This window comes from Marinobacter sp. SS8-8 (assembly GCF_030540945.1).
Lineage (GTDB): Bacteria > Pseudomonadota > Gammaproteobacteria > Pseudomonadales > Oleiphilaceae > Marinobacter.
Genome location: NZ_JASSVN010000016.1, coordinates 31,289 through 46,066 on the forward strand (window position 1 = coordinate 31,289; position 14,778 = coordinate 46,066).

A 14,778-nucleotide genomic window follows, 5' to 3' on the forward strand; every position below is an offset into this window, starting at 1 on the left:
TGTTAACTCCTAAAAATCATCGGTCGAGGTGAACATGCCAACCCGGAGGTCCTTGGCGGTGTAAATTTCCCGGCCGTCCACTTCCATCCGGCCATCGGCAATTGCCATGGTCAGCTTGCGTCTGATCACGCGCTTGAGATCCAGGCGGTAGGTCACTTTTTTGGCCGTAGGCAGCACCTGGCCGGTAAACTTTACTTCACCGGAACCCAGGGCACGGCCCTTGCCTTCTCCGCCACCCCAGGCCAGAAAGAAGCCGACCAGCTGCCACATGGCGTCCAGCCCCAGGCAGCCGGGCATAACGGGGTCGTCAACAAAGTGCACCTTGAAGAACCAGAGGTCCGGGTTGACATCGAGTTCCGCCACGATACTGCCCTTGCCATACAGGCCATCGTTATCTGCTATATGGGTAACGCGGTCGAACATCAGCATCTCATCAATGGGCAGACGCATGGAGCCGGGGAAGAGTGTGCCGTGGCCACATCTGTTCAGGTCTTCTTTATCAAAATGATCCGGGTTCATAGTGCCAGTGTCTCTGTTACAAAATGATTTCCTCATACTTTAGCGCGAATTTGGCGTGGAGGTATTGACCATTAGTGGATGATTGGCATTTTCCCTATTCGATGAAAGCCGGGCGCCGAACCGCGCCTCCAAAACACGCCGTGAACCCGTTCTTGGGGGCGTGGTGTTGCCATCCCTGGCAACACACAGTTTTGGAGGCGGGGTCCGGCGCCCGGCCCAAAGTTCCGGTGGGGGCTTCTAGCCTGCCTTGCCGTCTGGTCTTGGGCTGGCAAGGATGGCGGTATAGCGGTACAGGAACACGCCGAAGGCGAACAGCCACAGCAGGGTGCTGCTGCCGATACCCGGGTGCCAGGGGACGACTTCAAAAGCGGTGAGAACCCTGATGAGTGCCGCCAGGTGGATGGCAATAAAGGCGGCGACCATGCCTTTGGGTAGCACCAGCGGGCGGCCGGTGTGCCCCAGGGAAACGCGGGCAATGACACCGAGAATCAGGCAGGCCACCGCACCGGTGCCGGCGGCGTGGCTCCAGGCGTTGGATGGCCAGCCGGCAAGCAATGTGCCGGCCAGCAGGAACAGGGCCACCGGCACCCAGAGAATGGACAGGTGAAGAACCCAGAGCAGTGGTTCCTTACGAACCAGCCAGCCTTTCCAGCCTGCCAGTCGCACCAGCATCAGGGTGCCTGCAACAATGGCCAATACGCCGGTGACGGTTTGCCAGCCAGTGACCAGTGAGGCCATCAGCAGAATCAGGCTGAACAATGTGGCCATATCCAGGGCTGGAACAGTTTTCACGGCAGCGCTGTCCAGCCCTCGTTGACGAAGCCAGCCGGTGGTAAAGGCCGGAGTGATGCGCCCACCAATGATGCTGATCAGCGCCATGGCTATGATCAGGGCGCCGTAGCTGAAGGTCATATCCAGTTGGGTCACGAATCCGATCTGCATCAGCCAGAGCAGTCCCAGAACCAGCAGGATCAGCAGTTGGCGGTTCTGGCGGGCGTGCCAGATTCGCCAGCCGGCATCCAGCATGATCAGGGGCAGAAATGCCAGGTTCACTGCATGCACAAGCCAGTCCGGCAGGCCTGCACCGAAAGCAAGCAGAAGGCGGCCGGCCAGCCAGACGCCCCAGAGCAATGCCAGCCTGATTCCGTGGGTGCGCTCCGTCTGGGTCCACACGCAGACCGCGGTCAGCAGGAAGCCGGCGATGGCCGCCGACAGGAACCCAAACAGCATTTCATGCTGGTGCCAGAACAGGCCCGGCAGGGCCAGGGGCAGGTTGATCACACCATTAACCTGCATGACCCAGAGGGGAATAGCGAGCAACGCCAGTGCCGTCATGGACAGGAAAAAAATCCGGAACGGATAGCTGAAAAGCTGGCTGACGCTGGCGGCGTCGGTTTGACCGGTTGTGGGGATCACCTGCATGGTTGTCTCCGCTTATACATATAATTACAGTACATGTTATATTCAGGCCGATGAAAAGAACATACCCGGTTGGGGGTATCTTTGCGTACAATACTGCTATCGCTTTGATTCAAAACCGGATGATCTATGAGTGCCTACCTGATTCTCAAGCACCTGCATATGGCCACGGCCTTCCTGACCGTTGTGCTGTTTGCACTGCGTTTGCTGCTGGATGCCGTCGGTAAGCCCGGTTGGCGGAAAACACCGCTGCGCTGGATTCCGCATGTGAACGACACGGTCCTGCTGGCGGCAGCCATCAGCCTGTTGTTTGTGACGCCGTGGATGCCTTTTGTGCATGGCTGGCTGACGGCTAAGATCTTCCTGTTGATCGGTTACATCATTGCCGGTCTGTTTGCGCTCAGAACAACCCTGGGAGCACCAACCCGGATTGTGGCAGCCGTGCTTGCGCTGGTGCAGATTGCCGCCATTTTCCATCTGGCCGTGACCAAGCCGGTGTTCTGAAACGACTGCGCCCGGTATCTGTGATTGCCTTCGGATATTGTCGGAAATCTTACAGTTCGGCGGCTGATAAAAGCGCCCGGAACCTTTGAGGTGAAAACCTCGGTGCCAGAATCAAGTCGTTACAGGTGTCCGGACAATATCCAGAAGCCGACTGCGATTAGGGTAAGACCGCCAAAAATTTCGGCGCGATGACCTAAAACAGACCCTACAGCGCGTCCCAGCATTATGCCAAGGGTAACCATGAGCGTTGTTGCCAATCCGATCAAAGCAGCAGCCACCCAAATGTTAACATTGATGAATGCCAGGCCTACGCCAACGGCCATGGCATCGATGCTGGTGCCCAGAGCTGTGAGACAGGTCCGGAGTAATGACTGTTTCGCAGGTTTTGCTATTCCATCTTCATCAGGTTTCACGCTCTCGTAAATCATATGCAGACCAAGGATGACCAGGAGTGCAAATGCGATCCAGTGATCCCAGGCTTCTATATAACCAGAGGCGGACTTTCCAATCAGCCAGCCAATAAGCGGGGTAGTGGCTTCGATCAAACCAAAGATAAGCCCCACTTTAAAGGCTTCGGTGAGGCGGGGGGTTTTAAGGCTTGCCCCCTTGCCAATCGCGGCAGCGAAAGCATCTGTAGACATGGCAAAGGCAAGCAGAAGGAGGGCAATTGGGTTCATAAACTGACTCCGGCCGGGCTATCGAGTCCACGACATATCCACACGCCCGACCTTGGGCATGGATATATCGATGGTCTCGCCAACCGAGAGGTGTTCGCACCATGGCATGTGGCCAATTATGTTGATACGAACGCTTCCTGGATCCGGAAGCAGGCTACTCCCCAACGAAGCGATAAGTTAGCAATCATGCGGGACGATTGCAAACCTGCCTTTCATTTGCCTCAGTTCAGAGTTTCGTCTGACAGCCCAGGGAATTATCCGGTTATGGCCGGTTATGGCTTTTTCCGGTTGAGCGGGTAGAAAAGTTGGGGAGAGGCCAGCTCTGGCAAATCGGTTCGTTCCTCGTTGGCAGCCCACTCAACCCGCTCTGCGGACCGTATGGCGTAGTGCATCCACACCAGGGCGGCTGCGACGATCACAAACATCAACATGAAATTGCTCTGCCAGATTCCGGTGAGGTCGTTCAGCACGCCGAAGGCCAGAGGCAGAATGAATCCCCCGAGCCCGCCAATCATCCCGACTACGCCACCCACAGCGCCCACGTGCATGGGATAGTAGACAGGAATGTGCTTGTAGACCGCCGCCTTACCCAGGGACATGAAGAAACCCAGGATAAAGATCAGCGCCACGAACACCGGCAGGCTCATCTCGAGGGTAAAGCGGATATCGCCATCGATGCCCTGGACCACATACTCGGTGGGCGGATAACTCAACAGGAAGGTACAGGCAACGGAGGCACCGAAGGTCCAGTACATCACCCGGCGGGCGCCGAAACGGTCCGACATCCAGCCCCCGAGGATGCGGAACAGCGACGCGGGAATGGTGTAGAGCGCCGCGATGATACCTGCCGTTTTGATGTCCAGGCCGTAAACGCCGATCAGGAAGTGAGGCAGCCAGAGCGCCAGGGCGACAAAAGCGCCGAATACGAAGAAATAGTACAAAGCAAACCGCCAGACCCTCAGCTCGCGCAGCGGCTCCATCTGTTCCATGAAGGATTTGGCCCCGGTGCCGGCGCGCTCTGCGGCCATTGGGTCTTCTTTGGCAAGAAGGATAAAGGCCACGCCCATGATTGCCAGCACAGTGGCGTAGATTTGTGCGGTGCTCTGCCAGCCGAAAGCGACCAGCAGGAACGGGGCCCCGAAGTTGGTTACCGCAGCACCCACATTGCCCGCGCCAAAAATCCCCAGTGCTGTTCCCTGCCGTTCCGGTTCAAACCATGCTGCCGTATAGGCCACGCCGACGATGAAGGCGCCGCCGGCCAGGCCAACGCCCAGGGCGCCCACCAGCAGCATCAGGTAAGTGGTTGCGAAGGTCAGCAGGTACACCCAGGCGGCGGCGGTAAGCATCAGGATACCGAATACCCAGCGGCCACCATAGCGGTCTGTCCATATGCCGAGGAACAGCCGGCTGATGGAGCCGGTGAGAATGGGCGTCGCCATCAGCAGGCCGAGCTGGGTATCTGACAGCCCGAGATCTTCGCTGATGCGGATTCCGATGATGGAGAAAATGGTCCACACCGCAAAGCACAGGGTGAAGGCGAATGTGGATAAACCGAGCGCACGGTATTGCTCTGGTTTTGACGGGCTGTTGGCCATGCTCCGCTCCTTCCGGGCATTCATTGGACGACGTCTGAAAACATCCCCTAAACCTTACCAAAAGCAGGGTTTTTCGACGCGGGGCATTGGTGGTACCTCCTGCTGGGTGCGCTGGTGGTAGGCGATTGGAGATTTTTGTGATCAGGGGGTAGGCCCTTGATTTCTCTCGTGGGGTACGCGCTGTCATCGTTGATTTTCATCAATTATCGCCTGCGCCTGAGTGTGGGCTAATGCTGGAAGATATCAATGCCTGCCCCTTGCAAGGGCGCCGAAACGCCTTCGGGAGAACCCACAAATGAACATCATGATTGCCTACGACGGTTCGAGGAACGCCAGGCTGGCGCTGGCTCAGACCATCACCATGTTCCGCGATCTCAAACCTGTGATCACCCTGGTTGCGGTGGCTGAAAACCCGCGGGATATCACCTCCGGAAACGAAGAGTTTTTCCAACAGGAAGTGGCCGAACTGAAAGAGCACCTCGCCGAGGCCCTGGGCGTGTGCGGGCAGGAGCAGATCTCCGCTGAAACCCTGCTTCTGGAGGGAGATGCCAGAAAGATGCTGCTGTACGCCGCGGAGAAAAAGATCCATCCCGACATGCTCGTTATTGCGCGCCACAGCCATGAACCGGACGGTGGATTTATCGCCCGCTCGCTGACCTATTTCGTGGACGAACTGGATTACATGACCTTCGGCAGCGTGAGTTCCTTCCTCGCCCGCCGAATCCAGTGTCCGCTCCTTATTTTGCCCAGCCGTTGAGCCTGGTGATTAACCGTTTCCGTATCTGATAGCCCAGGGAGGCTGACATGAAAGTCGCAGACGTTTTCCGCGTCAAAAATCCGGAAGTCAGGGCGCTGCACCTGACCTGGATTGCATTCTTTATAACCTTCTACGTGTGGTTCAACATGGCGCCGCTGGCATCCAGTATGCTCAAAAGCGTCAACTGGCTCACCGCGGATGATCTTCGCCTGTTCGCCATCGCCAACGTAGCGTTGACCATACCTGCCCGGATTATCGTGGGCATGGCCCTGGACCGCTTCGGCCCCCGCCGGGTGTTCTCGGTACTGATGGTATTGATGGCCATTCCTGCCCTGGTATTTGCCTTCGGCAACACCATGACCCAGCTCCTGGTCAGCCGTCTGGTGCTCAGCTCCATCGGTGCCAGCTTTGTGGTGGGTATCCACATGACCGCCATGTGGTTCAAGCCAAAAGACATTGGCTTTGCCGAGGGCTTTTATGCCGGCTGGGGCAACTTCGGCTCTGCCGCGGCGGCCATTACACTGCCAACCATTGCGTTACACATGTATGGTGGTGAAGACGGCTGGCGCTGGGCCATCGCCCAAAGCGCGATCGTAATGGCGGCTTACGGCGTTTACTACTGGTTCGCGATTACCGACGGCCCTGTTGGCACGGTTCATCGCAAGCCACGCAAGGCCGTGGCGCTGGAAGTCAGCAGCTGGGGCGACATGATCAAGCTGATCCTGTGGACCATTCCGCTGGTGGGTGTGCTGGGCATCCTGGTCTGGCGTATCGAGAACATGGGGTACCTGAGTGCCACCGGAGCGGCCATTTGCTACGCTGTGATTGTCGCCATCGTGAGCTACCAGATTGTCCAGATCCTGAGGGTGAACGTGCCGATCCTTAAAAAAGGCGTGCCCGAGGATGACAAATACCCGTTCAACAGTGTGGCCGCCCTGAACAGCACCTACTTCGCCAACTTTGGTGCCGAGCTGGCGGTGGTTTCCATGCTGCCGATGTTCTTCGAGGAAACCTGGAGCCTGAGTGCCACCGCTGCCGGCCTGATCGCGGCTTCCTTCGCCTTCGTGAATCTGGTGGCGCGACCGATGGGTGGCCTGGTTTCAGACCGTATGGGCAATCGCCGGTTCGTGATGCTCAGCTACATGTTCGGGATCTCGGTGGGCTTCGCGCTGATGGGCCTGATGAACTCCAGCTGGCCCCTGATCATCGCCGTGGGAATCACCGTGTTCACGTCCTTCTTTGTGCAGGGTGCGGAAGGCGCCACTTTTGGAATCATTCCCTCCATCAAGCGCCGCCTCACCGGCCAGATTTCCGGGATGGCCGGTGCCTATGGCAATGTGGGCGCGGTGGTGTACCTCACTATTTTCACCTTCGTAACGCCCTCTCAGTTCTTCTACATCATTGCCGGTGGCGCATTCGTCAGTTGGCTGCTGTGCATGATGTGGCTGAAAGAGCCGGAGAGCGGATTTTCCGAGGAATACCATGTGTCTTCCGTGGATCTGCAGATTGAAGAGGAAGAGCGTCGCCGGCAGGCTGTTGCTACCGGGTGAGGCTCCAACGATGAACAGTCAGGCCGCCGAGGCATTGCCCGGCGGCTTTTTCGTTGGTGGGAAAGCTTTTCCGAAAGCTCCACTTTAGCGTACCGCTGCGAAAACGCTGGTCTGCCAGCGCTCAGAAGTGATCATACCCGAACTTCATATACGTAATTCCGGGACTCAGGACAGGACCAGCCTCCAGGCCAGTTCGACATCGTCACTGCATTCCCGGTCATAGACTCTTACGGTATCTATCAGGCACTCAAGCCAGAGGTCGTAAAGGTGAGGCTCGACGTTGAGATGGCGAGCACTATGAAGGCAAGCAATCCGATGGAGGACATCGTCAACACTGTCGCTGGCGTAGAACGCTACGAGGCTGAAAAAAGACTTTTTAAGCATCCTCCGCTGAACGGCCATATCCGTGTTTCGAAACAGCACCCGGACTTCTGGCGAAGACATCAGGAAGCGGCGGTAGAAGGCTTCAAAAAACTCAGGGGTGCCGGGCCGGGTTTGAAGCACGCGTTTGTAGCTTGCGTCAAAGATTTCTTCGAAGGACATGGCAGGCTCCCTGATTCCGTGGGACTGGGCCCCACTACTCTGAATCTAGCATTTGCGGGCGAGTCCGTCACTTGACTGGGGAAGGGTAAGCTTATGATGGGAAGTTCCCGGCACAAAAAACCGGCGCCATCCATTGGCGCCGGTTTACGCACTACCTCAGTGCCAAGAGTGTCAAGGATTCTTTATGTAAGCATTCTTGCGCAGGTAGAACCACCAGTTAACCACCAGACAGAGTGCGTAGAACACCGCAAACCCGTACATGGCCACTTCCGGAGTGCCAGCCTGGATTTCCTGGCCCATCACCCGTGGCGCAATGAATGCGCCGTAGGCGGCAACCGCTGATGTCCAGCCCAGAACCGGGCCCTTCTGCTGCTGGTTGAAGATGAAGCCGATGCTGCGGAAGGTGGAGCCGTTGCCGATACCGCTGGCGGCGAACATGATGATGAACAGAATCAGGAAGGGCGCAAAGTAGGTGTTCGGATCGGTGGAGTTGTACGCCAGCATCATCACGTAGCCGGTGGCCACGGAGGCGGCGACCATTACTACGGAAATGATCTGGGTAACGATGGAGCCGCCAACCTTATCGGAAATCCAGCCGCCGACCGGGCGAATGAGGGCGCCCACAAACGGCCCCATCCAGGCCCAGGTCAGGGCGCTTGGGGCATCAGGGTTCACCACCCGGGTTACCGTGCCGTCGGCCGCAACGTCCATCATGTTGCCGAAGATAACGCTGATGGACAGCGGCAGGGCGGCTGAGAAGCCGATAAACGAGCCGAAGGTCAGGATGTAGAGCACGGTCATGGACCAGGTGTGCTTGTTGCTGAAAATGGCAAACTGGTTCTGGATGTTGGGCTTGATGTCGCCCGGGATCAGTCGCAGAAGAATCAGCGTAAGCACGATGGTCAGGGGCAGGGCCAGCCACATGTTCAGCACACCCAGGGCCCAGACACCGGCAATGGAGGTCAGAAGTCCGACGCCGTAAAGCCCGAGAATCTTGCCAAATGCGGACACTGGATTGCCGGGGTTGGGGGTAACCACTTTCAGGTTGTTCATGCCGAACCAGCCGGCTAACGCCAACGGAATCAAAAATACCAGCCAGATAAAGCCGGCGTTCTGGATCCAGGTGTCGGTACCCGCCTCAATACGACCAATGAGCGTGCCGCTCGGGCTCTGCAGTTGCATCGGGTCACCGGCCAGGGCGCCGAAGATGCCAGCGGTCATCACCAGCGGAATGACGACCTGCATGGTGGTTACGCCGAAATTACCCAGCCCCGCATTCATGCCCAGGCCGTAGCCCTGTTTGCTTTTCGGGTAGAAGGTGCTGATGTTGCTCATGGAGCAGGCAAAGTTGCCACCACCGATACCGGAGAGCAGCGCCAGGGCCTGGAACACGATAAAGGGTGTATCCGGGTTCATCAGGGCAATGCCGGTCCCGGCAGCGGGAATCATCAGCAGGGCGGTGGTCAGGAAAACCGTGTTTCGCCCGCCGGCAATCTTGATCATGAACGAGGCCGGGATCCGCAGGGTGGCGCCGGACAGGCCGGCAATCGCAGAGAGGGTAAACAACTGTTCAATACTGAAGGGAAAACCCAGGTTCTTCATCTGGGTGGTGATCATCCCCCACATCAGCCAGACGGCAAAGCCTATCAGCAGGCTGGGGATGGAAATCCACAGGTTGCGGGAAGCAATACGTTTGCCTTCCTGCTCCCAGAATTCCTCGCTTTCGACATCCCAGTTATCGATGTCTGCGTTGGTTTTGGCCATGATTTTGACTCCTCGTTTAACATGCCCCCGACCGCATGCCTGGCGGCATCCGGGCTTCTCGACACCATTGTGCAAAGCAGGGCGGGGAGTCATGCTTGATAATTCTCAAGGACAAAATGATGGGCAAGCTGTTCAGTTTTCCAGCGAAAATCCAAAGATGTTTTTGTGTCTTAAAATTCAATGAATTCAACTGGATGCGATGGTTGTATTCCGAATTGGGTAGGCATCCGGACTGCTGGCGCAGTAGAGGTAGCCAATCATTTCCGGCGGTTCTGGCTGTGCCGGAACAGTACAACAAGCTGCAGGGCGACGAGAGTGTAGGTGCCGGACCAGCTCACAGCTGACAACCAGAGCATATGGGGTTTAGCAAAAGGCGTAACGCCCGCATCAAACCGGGCGAGCGCCGCAATGGCCATGCCGATGGCAATACCGATAACCTGCCAGGAGGGTGGCGTGGTCCGCCGGGCGCGCTGCCAGGCCAGCCGGAGCATGACGCTGGTGGACAGCGTGCCAAGGGCGCCAATGGTGATCAGATGGATGGCGGGAATTGGGTCAGTTCGCTGCAAAAGACTGAATCCGGTGGCGCCGGCGCCTGCCGCCAGCCAGAGATAACCAAAGGTCAGAACCAGCAAATCCGGCCGGTTTCCGCAATGCCAAAGCTTCCAGCGGATGGCGCGAACCACAACCAGAAAGGCCGAGATCACCAGTAGTAGTCCTGCGACCGCGGTCGCGAATGGCATAAAGGCCAGAACCAGTGCCAGCGGCAGAATGATCAGCAGCATCCCTTCAATCCGTGGTTGCACCCTTGCCTCCAGGGAAATGCCCCGCTTCTCCAGGGTTCCCGCCACTGCCGGGGCGATGATTCTGCCCCCGATAAACGTCATCAGCAGCAACAGGCCGACAATGGCGGCCGTCATTACCGGCCGGGTTCCGGGCATTGGCCGAATACTTACGGCCAGGGCGCTATTGGCAAGCCAGAAAACGACCGCTAACAGGCAAATAACCAGGATCAGCGGGCCTGCGATCCGGTTACGCCATTTCTTGGCAGCCTGGAATCTTGGCACGGCATGGCGGGCGAGCAACAGGGCAAAAGCCGGGCTGAGCAGTTGGGCGGCAAGGCTCTGTGGCGCCAGAAACCAGCTGATCCGGGCAAGAAGCCACAACAGGAACAGGGGGGCAAGAATTCGCCGCGGTTGGGGACCCAGGGTATAGCCGGCAATCAGGGCCAGGGCAAAGCCGAAAACCAGTTCATGGCCATGCCCTGAGCCCAAAAGTCCCGGAGGCCAGCCTGTGCCAGACAGAGCGCTGTAAACGGACAGAGGTACTGCCAATGCGGCCAGAAGCGCGGCCGCAGGAAAGAACAGCCAGAACGCATGCATGTTTTTACGGGGCATCCCCGGGTTGTCCGACGTCATCTCGTGTCCTTGACCCGCTCACGTGGGGCGTACTGATGGCGATGGTGTGGGGGTTCTGATCAGGCTGTATAGGGCAGGACGCCGAAATAAATGGCGCTGAAATGGCAAGCGCTGCCACCGATTACGAACAGGTGCCAGACGGCGTGCATGTAGGGAATGCGGTCTGCCAGGTAAAAGGCGACACCGGCGGTGTACAAAATACCGCCGGCGATGGTTAGGTTCAGGGCCGTCTCACTCAGGCTGGCAACCAGATCCGGGGAAGCAAAGGTGATCAGCCAGCCCATGGCCAGGTAGATACCGACACGCGCCAGCCTGAAGCGGTTCCTGAAAATAATCTTAAGCACCACGCCCGTGAAGGCCAGTGACCAGATTACCGCGAACAGGGTCCAGCCCACGGTTCCCCGCATGTTCACCAGGAGAAAGGGCGTGTAGGTGCCGGCGATCAGAAGGAAGATGGCGCAGTGATCAAGGGTCTTGAAGGCTCTTTTCAATTCCGGGCGCCGGGCCCCGTGATAAAGGGCAGAAGCCATATACAGCAGAATGAGGGAAGCGCCAAAAATACCGAAGCTGACAATCTTCCAGGCGTCACCGAGCTGGCTGGCACCCACGATCAGGGCGACGGTACCGACAACGCTGAGCAGGGCGCCCACACCATGGGTGGCACTGTTTAGCCATTCCTCGATGCGATGGTGGATGTTTTGCGCAGGGGGTGGGGCTGTTGTCATCGAAAGGTCTTCCGTATCAGTCATGCTCATAAACTACTTTAGCGTACAGGTGTACGCAATAGCCAGGGGTGAGCACCCTGGACCCTGTTCAGAAAAACTGAACGACCTGCTGGAAAACTTCCGGTTTCTCTGTCATCCGTCGCTGGTTATTCTGAGTTTACCAAATGACAGACAGAGGAGGTTTTTCCCGATGGCAAAAGTACTTGTCCTTTACTACTCGATGTACGGCCATATCGAAACCATGGCAAACACAATCGCTGAAGGCGCCAAAGATGTAGACGGTGCTGAGATCACTATCAAACGGGTTCCGGAAACCATGGCCGATCAGGCGTTCCTGAGTGCCGGCGGCAAGGCGGACCAGGAAGCCCCGGTGGCAGATCCGAAAGAGCTGGCGGATTACGACGCCATCATCTTCGGTACACCGACCCGGTTTGGCAACATGGCCGGCCAGATGCGCACCTTCCTGGACCAGACCGGTGGCCTGTGGGCTGGAGGCAAACTCCATGGCAAGTTGGCCAGTGTATTCACCTCGACCGGAACCGGTGGCGGCCAGGAGCATACGATCAGCTCGTTCTGGACCACCCTGGCGCATCACGGCATGGTGATTGTGCCCTTGGGCTATGGGATTCCGGAGTTATTCGACATTTCCGAAGTTCGCGGCGGAACGCCCTACGGTGCCTCCACCATTGCCGGTGGTGACGGTTCCCGGCAACCCAGTGAGAAAGAACTGACGATTGCCCGTTACCAGGGCAGGCATGTGGCTGAGCTGGCGGTAAAGCTGCACGGCTAACGGCAAAGTATGGTCAGGCGTTGAGTGTTTTTCCGGGCAGCAAGCGAGAGCTTGCTGCCCTTTTTTAGGTTGTAGCCGGCCCTGTTCCGGAACTTACGACCAGTGGCTCGCAGCACCGGTTTTCAGTCGGGAGAAGGTGGCAGGAACCACTCCCAGCCAGGACGCCAGCTGATTGTCTGGTACACGCCTGACCAGTTCCGGATATTCTTCAAGCAGCAACTTATACCGTTCCCGGGCGGGCATGGTGTGTTTCCGGAACTCCCTCATGCTGGTCAGCTCTGCTATCTCCTCGGTCAGGGCCAGGGCGAACCTGGGCCAGAGCCCCTCACCCTGAGACTGGATTGCGGACCGGAAAGCGGAAAAATCAGCCATCCAGGCAGTTACCGGCGTTACCGTGGTCAGGCAGAGTGTGTTTCGTACGGTGCGGCTGCGGCCAAAGACCGGCCAGACCATATCGCCCTCGGAAAAGAAATGGTGTACGGAGACCTTGCCGCTGGGTGCTTCCCGGAAAAGCCGCATGATGCCGTACTGAACCAGGTAAACATTCGCCCAGGGGGTGTCGTGCTTCTCCATGGCGGTTTCGGCGTCAACCCGGCACGGATGAAACAGGCGGGCCAGGTCTGCCAGAAACCGTGCGTCCGGATCGTTTTCATGGCCTGCCAGGCGGATGCCGAATACCCGGCTCAGGCCATTCAGCAGCGCCGTCGACTCTGGCGCGGTATCTTGCTGGATGATATCCGTATTGTCTTCTCCGAGCATGCAGGGGGGCGAGGATACGTCTGGCCTGAAAATTGAATTCATGGCTTTGACCCTGTTTGGACTGTGGATCAATTATCGTATCAAAAAAACATGTTTTGAAATGACTTAAATCATTAAGGCTTTTTCACTGAATCGATTAGAGCGGTGAAGTAGCGGGAGGGCCAGGGATGGCTCGGTGAACCTGGGGTCAGATGAACGCTTTCATCTGACCCCAGGTTCACATCTGACCCCGGGTTCATTCCTGCTGGCTATCAGGGTAAGCCCTCAGTGGCTGGTCCCTTCCTCATAATTGATCTTGTTCCAGACATTGTATTTGCCGGAGGGTTTGTTCATCGGAATGCGCTTTTCTTCCTCCAGCGTGTCTGCGTCGTAGACGATGACGGCGCCGTCCTTGTCCCAGATGCTCAGCAGGAGTTTTTCACCGTAACGGTCGAATTCCACATGGGCGGCGACTTTGCCCGGGGCGGGCTGAAGGGTTTTGACGATTTCCAGGGTTTGTTTGTCGATAACGTGGACCTTGTCCCTGTTGGGGCCAAAGAAGACATCCACCCAGGCGTAACGGGAGTTTTCGTGGCTGCGCATGAAGAATCCCGGCCCCTCGGTTTCGAGGGTCTTGATGACTTTCCAGGTGTCCATATCAATGATCGAAACGGCACCGGTCCGGAAATGCGGGGTGGCCATCACGCGGCGGCCCTGGTACTCCCAGGTAATGCCGGAACCCAGGTGCGGCATGCCGGGGAGAGGGAGTTCGGCGACGCTTTTGCCGGTGTCGAGGTTGATCACGTAGCCACGTTTTCCGTCTCGGGCGGCTCCGATGAGGTGTTCGTAGCCGGGGTCGAAGAAGAAGTCATCCAGCCAGGTGTCGGTTTGCATCCGGCGGATGCGGGCCTTGCCATCCTCCAGGGTGATTTCCCAGGCTTCGGGAATGTCCTTGAGGGCGGCGATGAAACTGTCCCGGGGTGGGGCGGCGTACACGGCGCTGACCCGGGAGCTTTCACCGGCATCGTTTTCCACCGGGACGATGTCCATGAGTTCAAGGTTGGCGGCATCGAACAGCACCAGGGTATGGGGCAGGTAGTTGGCGGCCATTACGTAGTTGCCGTCAGCGGAGACGGCAATATTGCGCATGTTGATGCCTGCACGCACTTCCGCCACCACTTTCAGGTTGTACAGGTCGTATTTGGTGATCCAGCCGTCCCGGGACCCAAAGTAGACGTAACGGCCGTCCGGGGTGTACTTCGGACCGCCATGCAGGGCGTAGCGGCTCGGGAAACGATGGATGGGTTCCATCCTGTCGCCGTCGAGCAGGGTAACCTGGTGGTCACCGATTTCCACCACCAGGAACAGGTTCATCATATCGGCTTGGTAAACCGGCTGATCGGGTAACGTGCCTTGCGGGTGGGGCAGCAAATGGCTGTCAAGGATGTCGGCACGGCCCCAGGAGGGTGTGCTGGCGGGCGGGCGGTAGATGTAATCCGCCAGCGCGGTAATGGATTCGCGGCCAAGGATATCGTTAAAGGCCGGCATCTGGGTTGCGGGCCTGCCGTTGCGGATGGTGTTCTCGGCTTCGGGTTTTTTCAGCCGGGAAAGGTTTTCCGGCAGCAGGGCAGGGCCCATGCCGCCGAGGCGATCAGGGCCGTGGCAACTGGCGCAGTGTTGCTGGTAAAGCGCCCCGGTTTCCGGGGCGGGGCTGGCTTGCAGCGATGCGGGGGTCAGCAGGCTGGCGGCGAGAATCAGCAGGGCGTTTTTTCGGTTCATCAT

At 57.9% G+C, this 14,778-nt stretch carries 14 protein-coding genes and 1 riboswitch; of the genes, 4 read left to right on the forward strand and 10 right to left on the reverse strand.

The window, feature by feature from the left end; all coding sequences use genetic code 11:
- Positions 1-9: 9 nt before the first annotated feature.
- Both fabA and QPL96_RS15045 read right to left on the reverse strand, forming a co-directional pair.
- Positions 10-519: a bifunctional 3-hydroxydecanoyl-ACP dehydratase/trans-2-decenoyl-ACP isomerase gene (gene fabA / locus QPL96_RS15040; protein WP_303288126.1), complete on the reverse strand. Its 510-nt coding sequence runs from the start codon at positions 517-519 to the stop codon at positions 10-12.
- 237 nt (positions 520-756) lie between these two features.
- Positions 757-1,941 carry an NnrS family protein gene (locus tag QPL96_RS15045; protein WP_303288127.1) on the reverse strand — a complete coding sequence of 395 codons (1,185 nt, stop codon included), beginning with the start codon at positions 1,939-1,941 and terminating at the stop codon, positions 757-759.
- Positions 1,942-2,067: 126 nt separating this feature from the next.
- Between QPL96_RS15045 and QPL96_RS15050 the strand changes: the two genes are divergently transcribed.
- The gene (locus tag QPL96_RS15050) at positions 2,068-2,442 is read left to right on the forward strand and encodes a SirB2 family protein (protein WP_303288128.1); all 375 of its coding nucleotides are present in this window, start codon (positions 2,068-2,070) and stop codon (positions 2,440-2,442) included.
- A 119-nt stretch (positions 2,443-2,561) separates the two neighbouring features.
- Here the strand turns inward: QPL96_RS15050 and QPL96_RS15055 are convergent, their stop codons facing one another.
- Positions 2,562-3,119: a manganese efflux pump MntP family protein gene (locus tag QPL96_RS15055; RefSeq protein WP_303288129.1), complete on the reverse strand. Its 558-nt coding sequence runs from the start codon at positions 3,117-3,119 to the stop codon at positions 2,562-2,564.
- A gap of 6 nt (positions 3,120-3,125) precedes the next feature.
- Positions 3,126-3,294: riboswitch (yybP-ykoY riboswitch) on the reverse strand.
- Positions 3,295-3,391: 97 nt separating this feature from the next.
- Complete coding sequence (locus tag QPL96_RS15060; protein ID WP_303288130.1) at positions 3,392-4,714, reverse strand: nitrate/nitrite transporter; 1,323 nt, start codon at positions 4,712-4,714, stop codon at positions 3,392-3,394.
- A 295-nt stretch (positions 4,715-5,009) separates the two neighbouring features.
- On the opposite strand from QPL96_RS15060, the gene QPL96_RS15065 reads away from it, so the two are divergent.
- Both QPL96_RS15065 and QPL96_RS15070 read left to right on the forward strand, forming a co-directional pair.
- On the forward strand, positions 5,010-5,471 hold the full coding sequence (locus tag QPL96_RS15065; RefSeq protein WP_303288131.1) for a universal stress protein: 462 nt from the start codon (positions 5,010-5,012) through the stop codon (positions 5,469-5,471).
- Positions 5,472-5,518: 47 nt separating this feature from the next.
- Entirely contained in the window at positions 5,519-7,021 is a 1,503-nt protein-coding gene (locus QPL96_RS15070; protein WP_303288132.1) for an MFS transporter, read from the forward strand.
- Positions 7,022-7,186: 165 nt separating this feature from the next.
- On the opposite strand, the gene QPL96_RS15075 is transcribed toward QPL96_RS15070, so the two are convergent.
- The 4 genes from QPL96_RS15075 to QPL96_RS15090 form a co-directional block, all read right to left on the reverse strand.
- Entirely contained in the window at positions 7,187-7,564 is a 378-nt protein-coding gene (locus tag QPL96_RS15075) for a globin (protein WP_303288133.1), read from the reverse strand.
- A 171-nt stretch (positions 7,565-7,735) separates the two neighbouring features.
- Complete coding sequence (locus tag QPL96_RS15080) at positions 7,736-9,328, reverse strand: antiporter (protein WP_303288134.1); 1,593 nt, start codon at positions 9,326-9,328, stop codon at positions 7,736-7,738.
- A 257-nt stretch (positions 9,329-9,585) separates the two neighbouring features.
- The gene (locus tag QPL96_RS15085) at positions 9,586-10,743 is read right to left on the reverse strand and encodes an NnrS family protein (protein WP_303288135.1); all 1,158 of its coding nucleotides are present in this window, start codon (positions 10,741-10,743) and stop codon (positions 9,586-9,588) included.
- A gap of 59 nt (positions 10,744-10,802) precedes the next feature.
- Complete coding sequence (locus QPL96_RS15090) at positions 10,803-11,468, reverse strand: hemolysin III family protein (RefSeq protein WP_303288136.1); 666 nt, start codon at positions 11,466-11,468, stop codon at positions 10,803-10,805.
- A gap of 190 nt (positions 11,469-11,658) precedes the next feature.
- Between QPL96_RS15090 and wrbA the strand changes: the two genes are divergently transcribed.
- Positions 11,659-12,258, forward strand: coding sequence for an NAD(P)H:quinone oxidoreductase (wrbA, locus tag QPL96_RS15095; protein ID WP_303288137.1), 600 nt, complete (start codon positions 11,659-11,661; stop codon positions 12,256-12,258).
- Between the two features lie 93 nt (positions 12,259-12,351).
- Here wrbA and QPL96_RS15100 read toward each other — a convergent pair whose 3' ends face one another.
- Together QPL96_RS15100 and QPL96_RS15105 are read right to left on the reverse strand one after the other, a co-directional pair.
- Positions 12,352-13,059, reverse strand: a complete 708-nt coding sequence (locus QPL96_RS15100; protein ID WP_303288138.1) for a Crp/Fnr family transcriptional regulator — start codon at positions 13,057-13,059, stop codon at positions 12,352-12,354.
- A gap of 222 nt (positions 13,060-13,281) precedes the next feature.
- Positions 13,282-14,778, reverse strand: a complete 1,497-nt coding sequence (locus QPL96_RS15105; RefSeq protein ID WP_303288139.1) for a nitrite reductase — start codon at positions 14,776-14,778, stop codon at positions 13,282-13,284.

Excerpts from the sequence above, each read along its gene's own strand:
- fabA (WP_303288126.1), bottom strand. The coding sequence starts at position 519 with ATGAACCCGGATCATTTTGATAAAGAAGACCTGAACAGATGTGGCCAC.
- QPL96_RS15045 (WP_303288127.1), bottom strand. The coding sequence starts at position 1,941 with ATGCAGGTGATCCCCACAACCGGTCAAACCGACGCCGCCAGCGTCAGC.
- QPL96_RS15050 (WP_303288128.1), top strand. The coding sequence starts at position 2,068 with ATGAGTGCCTACCTGATTCTCAAGCACCTGCATATGGCCACGGCCTTC.
- QPL96_RS15055 (WP_303288129.1), bottom strand. The coding sequence starts at position 3,119 with ATGAACCCAATTGCCCTCCTTCTGCTTGCCTTTGCCATGTCTACAGAT.
- QPL96_RS15060 (WP_303288130.1), bottom strand. The coding sequence starts at position 4,714 with ATGGCCAACAGCCCGTCAAAACCAGAGCAATACCGTGCGCTCGGTTTA.
- QPL96_RS15065 (WP_303288131.1), top strand. The coding sequence starts at position 5,010 with ATGAACATCATGATTGCCTACGACGGTTCGAGGAACGCCAGGCTGGCG.
- QPL96_RS15070 (WP_303288132.1), top strand. The coding sequence starts at position 5,519 with ATGAAAGTCGCAGACGTTTTCCGCGTCAAAAATCCGGAAGTCAGGGCG.
- QPL96_RS15075 (WP_303288133.1), bottom strand. The coding sequence starts at position 7,564 with ATGTCCTTCGAAGAAATCTTTGACGCAAGCTACAAACGCGTGCTTCAA.
- QPL96_RS15080 (WP_303288134.1), bottom strand. The coding sequence starts at position 9,328 with ATGGCCAAAACCAACGCAGACATCGATAACTGGGATGTCGAAAGCGAG.
- QPL96_RS15085 (WP_303288135.1), bottom strand. The coding sequence starts at position 10,743 with ATGACGTCGGACAACCCGGGGATGCCCCGTAAAAACATGCATGCGTTC.
- QPL96_RS15090 (WP_303288136.1), bottom strand. The coding sequence starts at position 11,468 with ATGACAACAGCCCCACCCCCTGCGCAAAACATCCACCATCGCATCGAG.
- wrbA (WP_303288137.1), top strand. The coding sequence starts at position 11,659 with ATGGCAAAAGTACTTGTCCTTTACTACTCGATGTACGGCCATATCGAA.
- QPL96_RS15100 (WP_303288138.1), bottom strand. The coding sequence starts at position 13,059 with ATGAATTCAATTTTCAGGCCAGACGTATCCTCGCCCCCCTGCATGCTC.
- QPL96_RS15105 (WP_303288139.1), bottom strand. The coding sequence starts at position 14,778 with ATGATGAACCGAAAAAACGCCCTGCTGATTCTCGCCGCCAGCCTGCTG.